The sequence below is a fragment of the Amycolatopsis sp. NPDC034160 genome (assembly GCF_055575355.1).
The window spans coordinates 86,149-103,231 of record NZ_JBVISU010000025.1 but is presented as its reverse complement, the minus strand read 5'-3'; the positions used below and the strand labels follow the sequence as shown (position 1 = coordinate 103,231).

At 68.4% G+C, this 17,083-nt stretch carries 15 protein-coding genes; 5 read left to right on the top strand and 10 right to left on the bottom strand.

What is annotated here, in order from left to right; genetic code table 11:
- Positions 1 to 37: 37 nt before the first annotated feature.
- From ACZ54P_RS34715 to ACZ54P_RS34670, 10 genes are all read right to left on the bottom strand, one after another.
- Positions 38 to 307, bottom strand: coding sequence for a hypothetical protein (locus ACZ54P_RS34715; RefSeq protein WP_037321108.1), 270 nt, complete (start codon positions 305 to 307; stop codon positions 38 to 40).
- Positions 308 to 394: 87 nt separating this feature from the next.
- The gene (locus tag ACZ54P_RS34710) at positions 395 to 1,036 is read right to left on the bottom strand and encodes a TetR/AcrR family transcriptional regulator (protein WP_465465833.1); all 642 of its coding nucleotides are present in this window, start codon (positions 1,034 to 1,036) and stop codon (positions 395 to 397) included.
- A complete protein-coding gene (locus ACZ54P_RS34705; RefSeq protein WP_465465832.1) occupies positions 1,033 to 1,884 on the bottom strand; it encodes an SDR family oxidoreductase in 852 nt (283 codons plus the stop codon). The genes ACZ54P_RS34710 and ACZ54P_RS34705 overlap by 4 nt, the downstream gene beginning before the upstream one ends.
- Positions 1,885 to 1,895: 11 nt before the next feature.
- A complete protein-coding gene (locus ACZ54P_RS34700) occupies positions 1,896 to 3,065 on the bottom strand; it encodes an acyl-CoA dehydrogenase family protein (protein ID WP_465465831.1) in 1,170 nt (389 codons plus the stop codon).
- On the bottom strand, positions 3,062 to 5,014 hold the full coding sequence (locus ACZ54P_RS34695) for an ATP-binding protein (RefSeq protein ID WP_465465830.1): 1,953 nt from the start codon (positions 5,012 to 5,014) through the stop codon (positions 3,062 to 3,064). The genes ACZ54P_RS34700 and ACZ54P_RS34695 overlap by 4 nt, the downstream gene beginning before the upstream one ends.
- A gap of 5 nt (positions 5,015 to 5,019) precedes the next feature.
- Complete coding sequence (locus ACZ54P_RS34690) at positions 5,020 to 6,618, bottom strand: acyl-CoA carboxylase subunit beta (RefSeq protein WP_465465829.1); 1,599 nt, start codon at positions 6,616 to 6,618, stop codon at positions 5,020 to 5,022.
- A complete protein-coding gene (locus ACZ54P_RS34685; RefSeq protein ID WP_465465828.1) occupies positions 6,615 to 7,763 on the bottom strand; it encodes an acyl-CoA dehydrogenase family protein in 1,149 nt (382 codons plus the stop codon). The genes ACZ54P_RS34690 and ACZ54P_RS34685 overlap by 4 nt, the downstream gene beginning before the upstream one ends.
- Entirely contained in the window at positions 7,760 to 9,451 is a 1,692-nt protein-coding gene (locus ACZ54P_RS34680) for an acyclic terpene utilization AtuA family protein (RefSeq protein WP_465465827.1), read from the bottom strand. Before ACZ54P_RS34680 ends, ACZ54P_RS34685 begins: the two co-directional genes overlap by 4 nt.
- On the bottom strand, positions 9,448 to 10,242 hold the full coding sequence (locus ACZ54P_RS34675; protein WP_465465826.1) for a TIGR03084 family metal-binding protein: 795 nt from the start codon (positions 10,240 to 10,242) through the stop codon (positions 9,448 to 9,450). The genes ACZ54P_RS34680 and ACZ54P_RS34675 overlap by 4 nt, the downstream gene beginning before the upstream one ends.
- A gap of 219 nt (positions 10,243 to 10,461) precedes the next feature.
- Complete coding sequence (locus ACZ54P_RS34670; RefSeq protein ID WP_465465825.1) at positions 10,462 to 11,322, bottom strand: NAD(P)-dependent oxidoreductase; 861 nt, start codon at positions 11,320 to 11,322, stop codon at positions 10,462 to 10,464.
- A 50-nt stretch (positions 11,323 to 11,372) separates the two neighbouring features.
- Here ACZ54P_RS34670 and ACZ54P_RS34665 point away from each other — a divergent pair, with 50 nt between their 5' ends.
- The 5 genes from ACZ54P_RS34665 to ACZ54P_RS34645 all read left to right on the top strand — a co-directional run bounded on the left by ACZ54P_RS34665 (position 11,373) and on the right by ACZ54P_RS34645 (position 16,988).
- A complete protein-coding gene (locus ACZ54P_RS34665; RefSeq protein ID WP_465465824.1) occupies positions 11,373 to 11,765 on the top strand; it encodes a MerR family transcriptional regulator in 393 nt (130 codons plus the stop codon).
- The gene (locus ACZ54P_RS34660; protein ID WP_465465823.1) at positions 11,762 to 12,241 is read left to right on the top strand and encodes a tetratricopeptide repeat protein; all 480 of its coding nucleotides are present in this window, start codon (positions 11,762 to 11,764) and stop codon (positions 12,239 to 12,241) included. Before ACZ54P_RS34665 ends, ACZ54P_RS34660 begins: the two co-directional genes overlap by 4 nt.
- A gap of 50 nt (positions 12,242 to 12,291) precedes the next feature.
- Positions 12,292 to 13,131, top strand: a complete 840-nt coding sequence (locus ACZ54P_RS34655) for an enoyl-CoA hydratase-related protein (RefSeq protein WP_465465822.1) — start codon at positions 12,292 to 12,294, stop codon at positions 13,129 to 13,131.
- Positions 13,128 to 13,736, top strand: a complete 609-nt coding sequence (locus tag ACZ54P_RS34650; protein WP_465465821.1) for an acetoacetate decarboxylase family protein — start codon at positions 13,128 to 13,130, stop codon at positions 13,734 to 13,736. The genes ACZ54P_RS34655 and ACZ54P_RS34650 overlap by 4 nt, the downstream gene beginning before the upstream one ends.
- Positions 13,737 to 13,985: 249 nt before the next feature.
- Positions 13,986 to 16,988 carry a ribonucleoside-diphosphate reductase subunit alpha gene (locus tag ACZ54P_RS34645; RefSeq protein WP_465465820.1) on the top strand — a complete coding sequence of 1,001 codons (3,003 nt, stop codon included), beginning with the start codon at positions 13,986 to 13,988 and terminating at the stop codon, positions 16,986 to 16,988.
- Positions 16,989 to 17,083 lie beyond the last annotated feature (95 nt).

Below are 17,083 nucleotides of genomic sequence, written 5' to 3'. Positions count from 1 at the left end.
GTGTCGTCCATAGCGGACAGACGATCCGGCTTGAAGGTCAGGCGGCGGCCGTGACGGCCAGCGCGGCCTCGCCGGCCTCGGTCAGCTCGGCGGGCACCCGGCCGGTGACGGCGGAGAGGCCGGTGGACTCGGCTGGACGGATGTAGCCACCGTGCGCGAGGGCGTGCGCGGTCATCTGATCGCAACAGGCGAACCCGTCGATGAAGAGATCCGGCTCGCAGCTGCACGACATCTGCGCGCGGCGGGCCGCGACGGCTCGCAGCATCGCCATGGCTCGATGGGACAGTTCGACCTCTGAACCGGACACCGGTCTGGACCTCTCTCGATCAGCCACCTGAATCAGCAGCACTTACACCGTGTTATCGGTCGCTGCTCCATCAGTGTTAACAAGATCTCAGACGTTGTCGGTGATTTCTTGGTTCCGTGAGATCTTCGTGCTCTTCGCGGGAGCCAGGGTCGGTTCCAGTACCCGCGCCCACTGGGCGACGATCTGCTTGCGGCGCTTCGTGTCGTCGGTCAGCAGATTCGCCAGGCCCAGGCCGCGGGCGAGATCGAGAGTGGCCTGGACCAGCTCACGAACGCCCTGGTGGGACTCGTCGACGCCGAGGAGCTCGACGGTCACCCGGTGCGCCTCCCGGCCGACGCGTGCCTCCAGCGGCACCAGGGTCGCGCGCAACGCCTCGTCGGTCGACGCCGCGACCCAGAGATGGAGCGCGGCGCGGAACATGGGCCCGCTGTAGAGATTGAGCACCATGTCGACGGCCCGTTCGATCCGCGACCGCCCGGACGGCAGCTCGGCCGCCCGGGAGCGCAGTTCCACGATCTGGATCTCGCCGACGTGCTCGACCGCCGCCGCGACCAGATCCTCCCTCGCCGGGAAGTGGTGCTGCGCGGCACCGCGCGAGACCCCGGCGCGTTCGGCGATGACCGCGACCGTGGTCCCGTTCCAGCCCAGCTCTCCGATGGTCTCGACGGCGGCCTCGACCAGCCGCCGCCGCGTGGTGCGGCTGCGCTCCTGCTGTGGTTCGCGGATCATGGCCGTGATTCTGGAGTACGGCTGTCCACCCAGAAATCGAGCTGCAGGTCTTCCTCCCGCTCGCCGACGCGGTACTTCGAGAAGTCGTTGACCCCTTCGGCGGCGAGCACCTCGTCGTCGAGGTAGAAGTTGCCGGACGCTTCGCGGCTCGGTTTGGTGAGGATCGCGTGCGCCGCGTCCGCCATGATCTCCGGCGTCCGCGACTTCGCCGCCAGTTCGGCGCCGACGACGTTGCGGATGGCCGCGGTGTCGATCGTGGTCCGCGGCCACAGCGAGTTCGCCGCGATCCCGTACGGCCGCAGTTCCGCGGCGAGCCCGACGGTCACCAGGCTCATCGAGTACTTCGCGATGCTGTACGCGAGGTGCCCGGCATGGAACCACTTCTCGTCGAGACTGATCGGCGGCGACAGGGTCAGGATGTGGGCGTTCTCCGCCTGTTTCAGATGCGGGATGGCGAGCTTCGCCAGCAGGAACGAGCCGCGCGCGTTGATGTCCTGCATCAGGTCGTAGCGTTTCATGCTGACCGCTTCGGTCGGCGTCAGATCGATCGCGCTGGCGTTGTTGACCACGATGTCGATGCCGCCGAACTGCTCCGCGGTCCGCGCGATCGCGGCCTCCACCGACGTGTCGTCGCGGACGTCGCCGACGATCGGCAACGCTTGGCCTCCGGCCTCCTCTATCGCCTTGGCCGCGGTGTAGAGCGTGCCCGGGAGTTTCGGATGCGGCTCGGCGGTCTTGGCCAGCAGGGCGATGTTCGCGCCGTCGCGGGCGGCGCGGACCGCGATGGCCTCGCCGATCCCGCGGCTGCCGCCGGAGATGATGATCGTCTTGCCATGCAGCGTGCTCATGCGTTCGCCTTTCAGTAAGACCGCGGCAGGCCGAGGCTGTGCTGGCCGACGAAGTTGAGCACCATCTCGCGGCTCACCGGCGCGATCCGGCCCAGCCGGACGGCCGTGACCAGCGTGCCCAGCCCGTATTCGCTGGCGAGACCGTTGCCGCCGTGGGTCTGCACGGCCTGGTCGACCGCGCGAATGGCGACCTCGGCGGCGGCGTACTTCGCCATGTTCGCCGACTCGCCCGCGCCGAAGTCGTCGCCGGAGTCGTAGAGCGACGCCGCCTTCTGCGTCATCAGCTTGGCCAGTTCGAGTTCGATCTTGATCTCGGCCAGCGGATGCGCCAGCCCCTGGTGACCGCCGATCGGCACGCCGCCCCACACCTTGCGCTCGTTGGCGTAGGCGACGGCCTTGCCCAGCGCGTAGCGGGCGATGCCGAGCGAGAACGACGCGCCCATGATGCGTTCGGGGTTGAGCCCGGCGAACAGCTGCGCGATCGCCGCGTCCTCCTCGCCGACCAGCGCCTCGGCGGGCAGGTGGACGTCGTCGAGGAACAGGCCGAACTGTTTCTCCGGCGAGATGATGTCCATCTCGATCTGCTTGTACTCGAAGCCGGGCGCGTCGGTCGGGACGGTGAACAGCGCGGGCTTGAGCTTGCCGGTCTTCGCGTCCTCGGTGCGGCCGACGACCAGGACGGCGTCCGCCTCGTCGACGCCGGAGATGTAGACCTTCCGTCCACTGAGGACCCAGCCGTCGCCGTCGCGTTTCGCGGTGGTGGTGATCTTGTGCGAGTTCGACCCGGCGTCGGGTTCCGTGATCGCGAAGACCATCCGCCGCGTTCCGTCCGCGATACCCGGCAGCCAGCGCTTCTTCTGCTCGTCGGTGCCGAAGCGGGAGATGACCGTCCCGCAGATCGCCGGTGAGACGACCATGAGCAGCAGCGGACTACCCGCGGCGGCGAGTTCTTCGAGCACAGCGGCGAGATCCGCGATACCCGCTCCCCCGCCGCCGTACTCCTCGGGCAGGTTCACGCCGAGGTAGCCGAGCCGTCCGGCCTCGGACCAGAGTTCTTCGGTCTTGAGCCCGGCGCGGGCTTGTTTGGCGTAGTACTCGTGCCCGTACTTCTTGCCGAGTTCGGCGACCGCCGCCCGCAGCGCGACGCGCTCCTCGGGTTCGGTGAAGTTCATCGCGTTCATTCGTTCTCTCCTACCACCGCGAGGATCGTGCCCACTTCGACCTGCTGTCCGACGACCACCGGGAGTTCGGCCACTACGCCGTCGGCCGGCGCCGCGATCCGGTGTTCCATCTTCATCGCTTCCAGCCACAGCAACGGATCGCCGGTCTTGACCGGGTCTCCGATCTCGACCGCGAGGCGGACGACCGTGCCCGGCATCGGCGCCACGAGGGAACCGGCGGCGAGGCCTGCGTCCGGATCGGTGTACCTCGGCACCACGGTCAATTCGACGGCGCCTTCCGGCGAGTCGACGTACACCGTTTTGCCGTACCGGGCGACGGCGAACTTCCGCCGCACCCCGGAGATTTCCAGGACGACCGCGCCGCTTTCGGCGGAAACCAATGCGACACCTTCGAAACCGTCGGCGCGCAGACCTTCGCGGCCGAGGGTGTAGACGACTTCGATCTCGTCGTCACCTTGACGGAAACGTTTGCGCTGCCCCTGCGACCGGACGTTGCGCCAGCCACTCGGCAGTCGCCGCTGCACCTGGGCGTCCTCGCGGTTCGCGGCGGCGCCCGCCAGAGCGGCGGCCAGCGCGGAAATCCGTACGGTGTCCACAGTGGCCAGTGGACGAGCGAGTGTTTCCAGGCCGTGCCGGTCGAAGAAGGCCGTGTCGGTCTCGCCCGCCAGGAAGGCCTCGTGCCGGAGCACGTTCACCAGCAGGTCGCGGTTGGTCACCACGCCATGGATCTCCGCACCGGCCAAGGCCCCGGCAAGTGCCCGTGCGGCGTTCCGGCGATCCGGGGCATAGGCGATGACCTTGGCGAGCATCGGGTCGTAGTGCACGCCGACGGTCTGGCCGCTGACGAATCCGGAGTCCAACCGGACACCCGGGCCCACTTCGAACTCCCGTCGCGCGGCGGGAACCTCGAACCGGTGCAGGGTGCCGCTCTGCGGCTGCCAGCCTGCCGAAGGGTCCTCGGCGTAGAGCCGGACCTCGATCGCGTGCCCCCGCGTCTCCGGCTCCGCGATCGGAAGGTGCTCACCCTCGGCGATCCGCAGCTGCAGCGCGACGAGGTCGAGTCCGGTCGTGGCCTCGGTGACCGGATGCTCGACCTGGAGCCGGGTGTTCATCTCCAGGAAGTAGAACCGCCCGTCCGGACCGGCCAGGAACTCGACCGTTCCGGCGCCGACGTAGTCGATCGCCTGCGCGGCCTTGCGCGCCGCGTCGAACAACGCCTCCCGCATCGTTTCGTCGACGAACGGCGACGGCGCCTCTTCGACGACCTTCTGGTGGCGGCGCTGGATCGAGCATTCCCGCTCCCCCACCGCCCACACCGTGCCGTGGGTGTCGGCGAGCACCTGGACCTCGATATGCCGCCCGGTCTCCAGGTACCGCTCGCAGAACACGGTCGGGTCGCCGAAGGCCGACGCGGCCTCCGCACTCGCGCCTTCGACGGCCTCGGCGAGTTCACCGAGTGAGCGCACGACGCGCATCCCGCGTCCGCCGCCTCCGGCGGATGCCTTGACCAGCAAGGGAAGATCGGCTTCGGTGACTTCGGCCGGGTCCAATTCGGACAGGATCGGGACGCCGGCGTCGGCCATCATCCGCTTGGACTCGACCTTGGAGCCCATGCTCTCGATGGCCTCCGGCGGCGGTCCGACCCAGGTGAGCCCGGCGTCGATCACGGCGCGGGCGAACCCGGCGTTCTCGGACAGGAACCCGTACCCGGGGTGGATCGCGTCGGCGCCGGTCTCGACGGCCGCCTTGATCAGCAGTTCGGCGCGAAGGTAGGTGTCGGACGGCGCGTTCCCCGGCAGGCGGACGGCGACGTCGGCCTCGGCGGTGTGCGGGGCGTCGGCGTCCGCGTCGGAGAACACCGCGACCGTGCCGATCCCGGCCTCACGGCAGGTGCGGAAGACGCGGCGGGCGATCTCGCCACGGTTGGCGACCAGCAATTTCTCGATCATGCCGCTCACATCCTGAAGACGCCGAAGCCTTCGGCGCCCTTCACTGGTCCATTGTGGATCACGGACAGGCTGAGCCCGAGCACCGTGCGGGTGTCGCGGGGATCGATGATCCCGTCGTCGTAGAGCATCCCGGAGAGGAACATCGGCATCGACTCCGCCTCGATCTGCCCCTCCACCATGGCGCGCATGGCGGCGTCGTGTTCCTCGTTGTAGTCCTGGCCTCGCGACGCCGCGGCGGCACGAGCCACAATGGACAGCACTCCGGCGAGCTGCTGTGGCCCCATGACCGCGGATTTCGCACTCGGCCAGGCGAAGAGGAACCGGGGGTCGTAGGCACGGCCGCACATGCCGTAGTGCCCGGCGCCGTACGAGGCGCCCATGAGCACCGACAAATGCGGCACCTTGGAGTTCGACACGGCGTTGATCATCATCGCACCGTGTTTGATGATGCCGCTCTGCTCGTACTCCTTGCCGACCATGTAGCCGGTGGTGTTGTGCAGGAAGACCAGCGGCGTGTCGATCTGGTTGGCCAGCTGGATGAACTGCGCCGCCTTCTGCGACTCCTCACCGAAGAGCACGCCCTGCGCGTTGGCGAGGATGCCGACCGGGTAACCGTGGATATTCGCCCAGCCGGTCGCGAGACTGCTGCCGTACAAGGGTTTGAACTCGTCGAAGTCCGAACCGTCGGCGACCCTGGCGATCACCTCGCGCGGGTCGAACGGCACCTTGAGATCGGCGGGCACGATACCGAGCAGGTCCTCGGCGGAGTACAACGGCTCGGCGTAGTCCGGTTTCGGCGTCGGCCCCTGCTTGCTCCAGTTCAGCCGCTTGACGATACCGCGGCCGAGCCGGATCGCGTCCTCTTCGTCCGCCGCGAGGTAGTCGGCGAGACCGGAGGTCCGGGCGTGCATCTCGGCGCCGCCGAGCGATTCGTCGTCGGACTCCTCACCGGTGGCCATCTTGACCAGTGGCGGCCCGCCGAGGAACACCTTGGCGCGTTCCTTGACCATCACGACGTAGTCCGACATGCCGGGCAGGTACGCGCCACCGGCGGTGGAGTTGCCGAACACCAGCGCGATGGTGGGCACCTTCGCCGCCGAAGACCGCGTGATGTCGCGGAAGATCCGGCCGCCGGGGATGAAGATCTCTTTCTGCGTCGGCAGATCCGCGCCGCCGGATTCGACGAGGTTGATCACCGGCAGGCGGTTCTGCGCGGCGATGTCCGCGGCGCGGTAGCTCTTCTTGGCCGTCCACGGGTTGCTCGCCCCGCCTTTGACCGTGGGGTCACTCGCCGAGATCATGCATTCGACACCTTCGACCACGCCGATCCCGGTGATCACGCTGGCACCGACCTGGTAGTCCGAACCCCAGGCGGCCAGCGGCGAAAGTTCCAGGAAGGGCGAGTCTTCGTCGAGGAGGAGTTCGATGCGCTCGCGGGCGAGCAGCTTGCCGCGTTTGCGGTGCCGGGCGACGTACTTATCGCCGCCACCCGCGATCGCCTTGGCGTGCACCGCGTCGATCTCGGCGAGTTTGCCGAGCATGGACTCGCGGTTGGCGGCGAACTCCTCGCTCTGCGTGTCCACAGTGGACCTTATGGTGCTCATGCGGTGTATCCCAATCGCTTCGCGGCCAAGCCGGTGAGGATCTCGTTGGTGCCACCGCCGATGCCGAGGATGCGCACATCACGGTAGTGACGCTCCACTTCGGACTCCCGCATGTAGCCGAGTCCGCCGTGCAGCTGCACGGCCTCGTTGACCACCCATTCGGCGGTCTCGACGGCGGTGTTCTTCGCGAAACAGGCTTCGGCGATGACCTCTTCGCCCGCCACGTGGCGCTGGGCGACCTGCCGGGTGTAGGTCCGGGCGACGTCGATCTTGCGCGCCATCTCGGTGAGTTTGTGCTGCACCAGCTGTCGGGAGATCAGCGGACGGCCGAACGTCTCGCGCAGGCGGCACCAGTCCAGCGTCAGGTCGAGTGCGCGTTGCGCGTGCGCGTACCCCTGCACGGCGAGGGAAACCCGCTCGGTGACGAACTGAGTCGCCACCTGGGCGAAGCCGCTGTTCTCCGCACCGATCAGGTTTTCGACGGGCACCCGAACGTCCACATAGGACATCTCAGCGGTATCCGAGCAGAGCCAGCCCATCTTCTCCAGTTTGCGGGACACGGTGAAACCGGGTGTGCCGCGTTCGACGACGATGAGCGAGATCCCGTGCGCGCCGGGCTCGCCGGTGCGGACCACGGTGGTCACGAAATCCGCGCGGCAGCCCGAGGTGATGAAGGTCTTGGCGCCGTTGATGACGTACTCGTCGCCTTCGCGCACGGCCGTGGTGCGGATCCCGGCGACGTCGGAGCCGCCGTCGGGTTCGGTGACCGCGAGCGAGCCGATCTTGGCGCCTTCCAGCGTCGGCCGGACCCAGCGTTCGATCTGCACCGGATCCCCGGCCGCCGCGATATGCGGGACGGCGATGCCGCAGGTGAACAACGAGGCGAACAAGCCACCGGAACCGCCCGCGTAATGCAGTTCCTCGGCGATGACCACGGCGTCGAGATAGTCACCGCCCCCGCCGCCGACCTCCTCGGGGAAGCCGACGCCGAGCAACCCGAGGTCCCCGGCCTTGCGGTGCAGATCGCGGGGCAGTTCGCCCTCGCGCTCCCACTCTTCGAGGTGCGGCAGGATCTCGGTTTCGGCGAAGCGCCGGACCGTCTTGCGCAGTTCGACGCGTTCCGGCGTGGTGAACAGGTCGGTCACAGCAGGGCCTCCGGGATGTCGATCTCGCGCGAGCGCAGCCATTCCCCGAGCGCCTTCGCCTGGGGGTCGAACCGCGCCTGCGACGCGACACCCTCGCCGAGAATGCCTTCGACGACGAAGTTGAGCGCCCGCAGGTTCGGCAGGAGATGCCGCCGGACCTCCAGCTCCGCGGTCTCCGGGAGCAGCAATTTGAATTCGGTGACGGTGAGCCGGTGCGCGAGCCAGCGCCACGCCTCGTCGGACCGCGCCCAGACGCCGACGTTCGCGCTGCCGCCCTTGTCCCCGCTGCGGGCGCCGATCACCTTGCCCAGCGGTGCCCGGCGCACCTGTGCCTGGGAATAAGGAGCAGGCAGGCCGTATTCGTCCACATCGGACAGAGCCAGCGTGTCGGCGGCCTGCGCGATGTCGCGGCGTGAACCGTCCGGCAGGACGGCGACGTGCGGAACCGCTCGCGCGTCGACGAAAGCGGCTCGGTAGACGCCGTAGGGCGAGGCGGCCGCGGGAGGCGCGGTGACGTGGAAACCTGGGTAGCTGGCCAGCGCGAGTTCGATCGCCGCGCCGCTGAACGCCCGTCCGGCGACCTCCGGGTCGGCGTCCTTCACCGCGACGTGCAGGAGAGCGCTCGCCTGCTGTTCGGTTTCGGCGTCCGCGTGGTCGGTGCGGGCCAGTGTCCAGCGGATCTCCGACGGTGGCCGTGCTTCGAGCGCGCCTTCGAGTTGTTCCTTGACCAGCGCGGCTTTCGCTTCGATGTCCAGTCCGGTCAGGACGAACGTCGTCTCGTTGCGGAAGCCGCCAAGCCCGTTCAGGCAGACCTTGAGCGTCGGTGGCGGCGGTTCACCGGTGACACCGCTGATCCGGACGCGGTCCGGGCCGTCCTCGGTCAGGGTCAACGTGTCGAACCGTGCCGTGACGTCCGGCCCGGCGTAGCGGGCGCCGGTGATCTCGTAGAGCAGCTGCGCGGTCACGGTTCCGGCGTTGACGACACCACCGGTGCCGGGATGTTTGGTGATCACGCTGGAACCGTCGGCGGAGATCTCGGCGATGGGGAACCCCGGGACGCCGATCTCGTGTTCGGTGAAGAACGCGTAGTTGCCGCCGGTGGCCTGCGCGCCGCATTCGATCACGTGCCCGGCCACCACCGCGCCGGCGAGCGCGTCGTAGTCGTCCCGCGCCCAGCCGAAGTGCGCGGCGGCCGGACCGACGATCACCGACGCGTCGGTGACGCGGCCGGTCACCACGATGTCGGCACCCGCGTTCAGGCATTCCGCGATCCCCCACGCGCCGAGATAGGCGTTGGCGGTCAACGTCTTGCCGAAGCCGAGCTCTTCCGCGCGCTGGATCAGGTCGTCGCCCTCGACGTGCGCGACGGCGACGTCGAGGGCGAGTTTCGCGGCCAGTTCGCGCAGCGCGTCCGCGAGTCCGGCTGGGTTGAGCCCACCGGCGTTCGCGACGATCTTGACGCCCTTTTCCTTGGCCAGCGCCAGATTCTCCTCCATCTGCCGGAGGAACGTCTTGGCGTAGCCGCGGTTCGGATCCTTCATCCGGTCCCGGCCGAGGATGAGCATGGTCAGCTCGGCCAGGTAGTCGCCGGTGAGCACGTCGAGCGGGCCGCCGGTGAGCATCTCGCGGACGGCGGAGAACCGGTCGCCGTAGAAGCCGGACGCGTTGCCGATCCTGATCGGGGTCATGCGAACTGCCCCGGTTTCCGTCCGGCACCGGGAGGCCCGGCGAACGCCTGCGCGATCCCGAGCCATTCCTCGACGTCCTTGCCCGTGGCGACCAGATCGGTGTCGGCGGGGTGACGACGCTGGGTGATGACGAGACAGAAGTCGACGGCACCGCCGGTGAGCCGCTGTCCGGCGTCCTCGGGCCCGAACGCCCAGGTGGTGCCGTCGGGCGCGGTCAGCTCGACCCGGAACTCCTCGGACGGCGGGGCGAGCGAGTTGAGTTTGTAGGCGAAGTCGCGGGTCCGGGTACCGAAGCGGGCGATATGCCAGAGCCTGCCGGTGTTCTCGCGCTGGACACCGAGCGCGTCGAAGATGTCCTGGCCGTGCGCCCAGGTTTCCATGAGGCGCGCCGTCACCATGGACGCCGCGCTCATCGGCGGGCCGTACCAAGGGATCTTCTGCCCGTCGGGGACGGCGGCGAGCGCCTCGGCGAGTTCCGTGCGACCCGCACGCCATTCGGCCAGCAGCTCGCGGGGCGGTTTCTTCGCGCCCTCTTCGGCGCCCTTGTCGACGTAGGTCTCCCCCGTCGCGAGCAGCCCTTCGATCTCGGCCTGCCAGTCGGCTTCGGAGCCACGCGCCGCGATCAGCGCCTTCTTGTCCGTCCAGGCCAGATGAGCGATCTGATGGGCGATCGTCCAGCCTTCGGCCGGGGTCTGCCGCGCCCAGTCCGACGCGGGCAGTTCCGCCACCACGTCGTCGATGGCCTGCGATTCCGCCGCGAGATCCTCAAGGATCACGCCAAGGTCAGCCATGCCCGCCTCCTCGCGTCCAGCCAAGGCTCGCACCCCTCGACGGAAAAATCAAGCACGCCTGATTGTTTTATCGGCGTTCGAAGTACATGAAGGCCCCCTTCCTGTACCTAGGCGCAAGGAAGGGGGCCTTCATGTACTTCGGCGGCCGTTGTGACTGGTGGTGCTGTTGGGGCGTAAGTGGCGGCAGCGAACCGGTGAGCGACCCCACCGCCGTCCGCCTCACTCCCCCGGTCGCGAGAACTCCCCGATCAGGACGGGGTACTGCTCCCCACCGTGCCCGGCGGCGATCGCGCGGTCGGCCATGGCCTTCAGCAGCTTCGGCAGTTCGGCGTTGATCCCGAGCGCCTCGCTTTCCTCGACCAGATGCGCCATCGCCCGCGCGTCGGTCTCCAAAGCCGAAACCTCGGCGGGGAACGCGCCGTTGTCGATCTGCTCGGCATATCCGGGCAGCCACCCGGCGACGCCCACAGCGATCTGTTGCGCGAAAGGCGCATAGGTCGCGGCGTCGACACCGGCGGTCTTGAGCATCGCGGTGCCCTGGAGCCACGCGTTCAGGACGCTCCACATCATGGCCAGACCGGCGCCGTCGTACAGCGCTGCCAGCCCCGGGTCCTCGCCGAGGTAGCTGATGGTGCCGAGCGCGCCGAGTTCGAAGTCCGGCCGCGGTCCGCTGAGCAGGATCACCGCCTCGGCGGTCCCGATCGACGGCGGAACGGCCATGATCGCGCCGTCCAGGTACCGGGCGCCCTGTTTTCCGGCCCAGGTGGCGGTCTCCCGTGCCTGCGCGGAGTCGCCCGAGGTCAGGTTGACCACTGTCGTGCCCGCCAACACGGCGTCGCCGAGCAGTTCGCGGACGGATGGATAGTCGGTGAGGCACACGATCGTCACACCGCCCGAACCGAGCGCGTCGCCGATCGTGGGCGCGAGCCGGGCACCGTCGGCCACGAGCGCGGCCGCCTTGGCCGCGGTCCGGTTCCACACGGTCGTGGGATGCCCGGCCGTCAGGAACGCGCGGGCGAGCGCGGTGCCCATGAGACCGAGGCCGATGATCGATACCGGGGGGTTCGCGTTGTCTGTCATGGCACGATCGTCAACGTTGATACCGGTATGAAGGTCAAGTGGGGAAAGCGATGAAGATCGGTGAACTGAGCCACCGGACGGGCGTCAACGCCCACCAGTTGCGCTACTACGAAGCCCAAGGTCTCTTGGAGGCGAGCCGCGGCGCGAACGGCTACCGGGAGTACGACGAGACGGCTTTGCTGCGAGTGAAGCAGATCCGCCATCTGCTCGCCGCGGGCCTGTCGTCCGAAGACATCGCGTACCTGCTGCCCTGCGCGATCGGCGAGGAGCCCGAGTTGATCGGCTGTCCCGAGCTGCTGGCCGCGATGCGCGAGCGACTCGGACGCCTGGACGAGCAGATGGCCAAGCTGGCGCGTTCGCATGACGCGCTGGCCGAGTACATCGTCGTGGCCGAGCGGGTCGGCGGCGAAAGCTATCCGCCCTTCGACGGCGCCGCCGCGTGAACGAGGCACAGGAAGCGATCCGGCTGCGCGAGCAAGGCACCGACGAGGCCCGCTCGCGGCTGATCGAACTGACAGAAGGAAACCCTCAGGACGCCGTGATCGCCTACCAGACCGCGTGGGCCCACGATTCAGCCGGACTGGAGGCCGAAGCGGCTCCGTTCTACGAGCGGGCGCTCACGGGCGAAGGCCTGTCCACAGAGGACAGGCACGGCGTGTTCCTCGGGCTCGGCAGCACGTATCGCGTGCTCGGCCGATACGGCGAAGCGCTCAAAACCCTGCGTCGCGGCCTCGACGAGTTCCCGGACGACGCGGCGCTTAGGACGTTCCTCGCGATGGCCCTCTACAACGTCGGCGAGGCGCGCGAGGCGGCCGGAACACTGCTGAAGGTGCTTGCGGCGACTAGCGCCGATGCCGGGGTCCAGCGGTACCGGCGGGCGGTCGAGTACTACGCCGATCACCTGGACGACGTCGAATGAAGCCTTATTGACATCTTGTCAACACTACCGGGTTGCCTTACCGTCACGTCATGAGCGCGTACGCCGAGATCACCTATGAGGTCGCCGATCGCGTCGCGACGGTCACGCTCGACCGGCCGGAGGCCCGCAACGGGTACACCATCCGCATGGCCGACGAACTCGGCGACGCGATGGACCGCGCCGACCGCGACGAGGACGTCCGGGTGGTGATCCTGACCGGCAACGGCAAGGATTTCTCAGTCGGCGCCGACCTCTCGCAGGGCGGTTTCGACTTCGACCCGGAGACCGGCCCGGACGCGGCCTGGCAGGAACCGGCGGGGCGCTGCTCGAAGCGGATCTTCACGATGAACAAACCGGTCATCGCGGCCTTGCGGGGTGCGAGCATCGGCGGCGGCCTCACGATCACGCTGTCGTGCGATTACCGGCTGGCGTCCACGGATTCCCGCTTCGGTTTCGTGTTCGTCCGCCGCGGCATCTACCCCGAAGGCGCGTCCGCGTGGTTCCTGCCCCGCCTGGTCGGGATGGGCACCGCACTCGACTGGATGATCAGCGGCCGCGTCTTCGGCGCCGAGGAGGCGAAAGCCGCCGGACTGGTCCACAGTGTTCACGAGCCCGGCGAAATGCTCGACAAGGCCCGCGAGCTGGCCAGAGAGATCGTCGCGACGACGGCACCGGTCTCCGTCGCGGTCACCCGCCAGCTGCTGTACCGGATGGCGAGCGCCGCGTCGCCGTTCCCCGTGCACGAACTGGACTCCCGGCTGATCGGCGGCCTGGGCACCAACCCGGACGCGGTCGAGGGGGTCATGTCCTTCCTGCAGAAACGATCACCGGAGTTCTCCATGCGCGTCGACACCGACCTGCCCGACTACCTGCCGTGGAGGAACGCATGACCGCCTATCCCCCGGAACCGTGGAACCTGGCGGGCCAGGCGTACCTGTCGGTCTGGCGTGTCCCGGTGAGCGAACTTCCCGACCTGCCCGAAGGCGCCGAGCCCGTCGTGGTCGGCGGCCGCGCCCAGGTCTTCGCCGCCTGGATCGACTATCAGGAGCCCGGTCAGCTCCAGTACCACGAACTGCTGGCGACGGTGGCCGTCCGCGGTAAGCGTCTCTCCAGCTCCATCACCGACATCTGGGTCGACAGCGAGGTCTCGCTCGCCGGCGGGCGCGCGCTGTGGGGCATCCCGAAGGACCTCGCCGCGCTCGACTTCACCCACGGACGGACCTTCACCGCCTCCGCGGCCACCCACGAGGACTGGATCGCGACGGCCGCCTTCACCGCCCGCCCGGGCCTCCCGGTGAAGTTGCCCGCCGCCTTCGATGTCGTCCAGATGCTGGACGACCGGCTCGAACGGAGCCCTGTCCGAGCGACGGCGCGGCCGCATCCCGCGGCCGCCGACTGGAAGATCAACGAGGCCGGGCCACTCGGCTTCCTGGCCGGTCAGCGGCCCGTTCTGAACGCCCGCCTGCGGGATTTCACGATCGTTTTCGGCGGTTGACCAGCCGCTGAGTGTGATCGGCTAACCCGCCAGGGTGAGCCAGCGACACGCCACCCATTGGGGCACGTGCAGCCTCCGACCCCTACATGTAGTCTCTGGGAACCGGTACCGCCCAGCGACGGGGAGACCGCTCAGGAGCGGTTGCCGGACAGCTTTGTGAACGTGCAGCGCACGGCCATGTGAGGCCTTGTGGTGCTTCAACGCGCCCTTTTTGAAGAGACGCCTTTTCAAGAGACAGTGGAGTGACGTATGTCAGTGGAAACCGGTCAGCGGCCGCCTTCGTCTTCGGACACGACGCCCGCGACCGTGCGAGTCATCCGGCGGGACGGCAGCGTGTCCCCCTTCGACGCGAACAAGATCTCGGTCGCCGTGACCAAGGCCTTCCTCGCCGTCGAGGGCGGTGACGCGGCCGCCTCGTCGCGGATCCACCACCTGGTCAAGGAACTGACCGAGCAGATCGAGACCACCCTGCTCCGCCACGCCGGTCCCGAGACCGCGCTGCACATCGAACAGATCCAGGACATCGTCGAGCTCGCGCTGATGCGCGGCGAGCACCACAAGGTCGCCCGCGCCTACGTTTTGTACCGCGACGAGCGCGCGAAGGCCCGCAAGGCCGAGAAGCCCGCCGCCTCCGACGTCGCCATCAGCGTCAAGGCCGCCGACGGCTCGCTCCGCCCGCTCGACTGGGCCCGCGTCTCACACGTGGTCGGCGAGGCCGTCGCCGGACTCGAAGACGTCTCGGCCGAGCCGGTGCTGGCCGAAGCCAAGCGCAACCTCTACGACGGCATCAGCGCCGACGAACTCGCCCTCGCCCAGATCATGGCCGCGCGCGTGCTCGTCGAGCAGGAGCCGAACTACTCCTACGTCAGCGCCCGGCTGCTGGCGGACAAGCTCCGCGGCGAGGCGCTCAGCTACCTCGCGGGCGTTCCGCAGCAGGCCAGCCAGGACGAGATGACCGCGCGGTACCCGCAGTACTTCCGGGACTACCTCAAGCGCGCCATCGAACTGGAGCTGGTCAACCCCGAGCTGCAGACCTTCGATCTGGACAAGATCACCTCGGCCATCCGCGCCGAGCGTGACCTCGACTTCGGCTTCCTCGGCCTGCAGACCCTGTACGACCGGTACTTCCAGCACCACAACGGCATCCGGTTCGAGCTGCCGCAGGCGTTCTTCATGCGCGTCGCGATGGGGCTGGCGATCCGCGAGGACAACCGCGAAGACCGCGCCATCGAGTTCTACGAGCTGCTGTCGTCGTTCCACTTCATGGCGTCCACCCCGACGCTGTTCAACTCGGGCACCACCCGCCCGCAGCTGTCGTCCTGCTTCCTGACCACCGTCGACGACGACCTGGACTCGATTTTCCAGGCGTACAAGAACAACGCGCTGCTGGCGAAGTACTCGGGCGGTCTCGGCAACGACTGGACCCCGGTCCGCGGCCTCGGCGCGCACATCAAGGGCACCAACGGCCAGTCGCAGGGTGTCGTGCCGTTCCTCAAGATCGCCAACGACACCGCCGTCGCGGTGAACCAGGGCGGCAAGCGCAAGGGCGCGGCGTGCGCGTACCTCGAGACCTGGCACGTGGACATCGAGGAATTCCTCGACCTGCGCAAGAACACCGGTGACGACCGTCGTCGTACGCATGACATGAACACCGCGAACTGGGTGCCCGACGAGTTCCTGCGCCGCGTCGAAGCCGACGCGCAGTGGACGCTGTTCTCACCGAACGAGACCCCGGACCTGCACGACCTCTACGGCACCGCGTTCGCCGAGCGCTACCGCGAGTACGAGGCCGCCGCCGAACGCGGTGAACTGAAGGTGTTCCGCAAGGTCCGCGCGGTCGACCTGTGGCGCCGCATGCTGACCATGCTGTTCGAGACCGGCCACCCGTGGATCACCTTCAAGGACCCGTGCAACCTGCGTTCGCCGCAGCAGCACGTGGGTGTCGTGCACTCGTCCAACCTGTGCACCGAGATCACGCTGAACACCACCACCGACGAGGTCGCGGTCTGCAACCTCGGTTCGGTGAACCTGCTCAAGCACGTGACCCCCGACGGCCTCGACACGAAGCGTCTCGAGAAGACCGTGCGCACCGCGGTCCGCATGCTCGACAACGTGATCGACATCAACTTCTACACGATCCCGGAGGCGCGCCGCTCCAACCTGCGCCATCGCCCGATCGGGCTCGGCCTGATGGGCTTCCAGGACGCGCTGTTCGAAATCGGTGTCCCGCTGTCCTCGGACGAGGCCGTCCAGTTCGCGGACACCAGCATGGAGCACATCAGCTACTACGCGATCTCGGCGTCGACCGACCTCGCCGAGGAGCGCGGCCAGTACCAGACGTTCGAGGGTTCCTTGTGGAGCAAGGGAATCCTGCCGATCGACTCGCTGCAGCTGCTGATCGACGCCCGCCAGGGCGACGCGCTCGACGTCGACACCTCGTCCACTTTGGACTGGGCGCCGCTGCGTGAGCGGGTCAAGACCGTCGGGATGCGCAACTCCAACGTGATGGCGATCGCGCCGACCGCGACGATCTCCAACATCTGCGGGGTCGGCCAGTCGATCGAGCCGCTGTTCCAGAACCTGTTCGTCAAGTCGAACATGTCCGGCGACTTCACCGTGGTGAACCCGCACCTGGTCCGCTCGCTCAAGGAGCGCGGGCTGTGGGACGAGGTCATGGTGTCGGACCTGAAGTACTTCGACGGCAGCCTCGGCCAGATCGACCGCGTGCCGGACGACCTCAAGGCGCTGTACGCCACCGCGTTCGAGATCGAGTCGAAGTGGCTGGTGGACGCCGGTTCGCGGCGCCAGAAGTGGATCGACCAGGCGCAGTCGCTGAACCTGTACATCGCGGCGCCCAGCGGCCGTAAGCTCGACGAGCTGTACCGCTACGCCTGGCACAAGGGCCTCAAGACCACGTACTACCTGCGGGCGCGGTCCGCGACGCACGTGGAAAAGAGCACCCTGCGCGGCACCGACGGCAAGCTGAACGCGGTCTCGGCCACCCCGGCCCCGGCCACCCCGTCGGCACCCAAGCCCGCCGCTCCGGCGCCCGCCGCTCCGCCCGCCCCGTCGGCTTCCGCCGCGGTCTCGCCGTCGCCCGCCGCCGCGGTCCCGGCCGTCCCGGTGACCGCTCCGGCACCGGCCGCCAAGCCGGAGCCGAAGGAGATGCCGAAGGTCTCGGACGTCGACTTCGTCGCCACCGACGGCGCCGCCTGCCGGATCGACGACCCCGACTGCGAAGCCTGCCAGTGACCGCCCGGTCGTGGGGGGGGGGTTGTGTGTTGCACCAAAGCGCCACCCCCGGCCCCCCCAACCCTCCAAAGGAGGGCTTTTTCACCCCTCTTTCG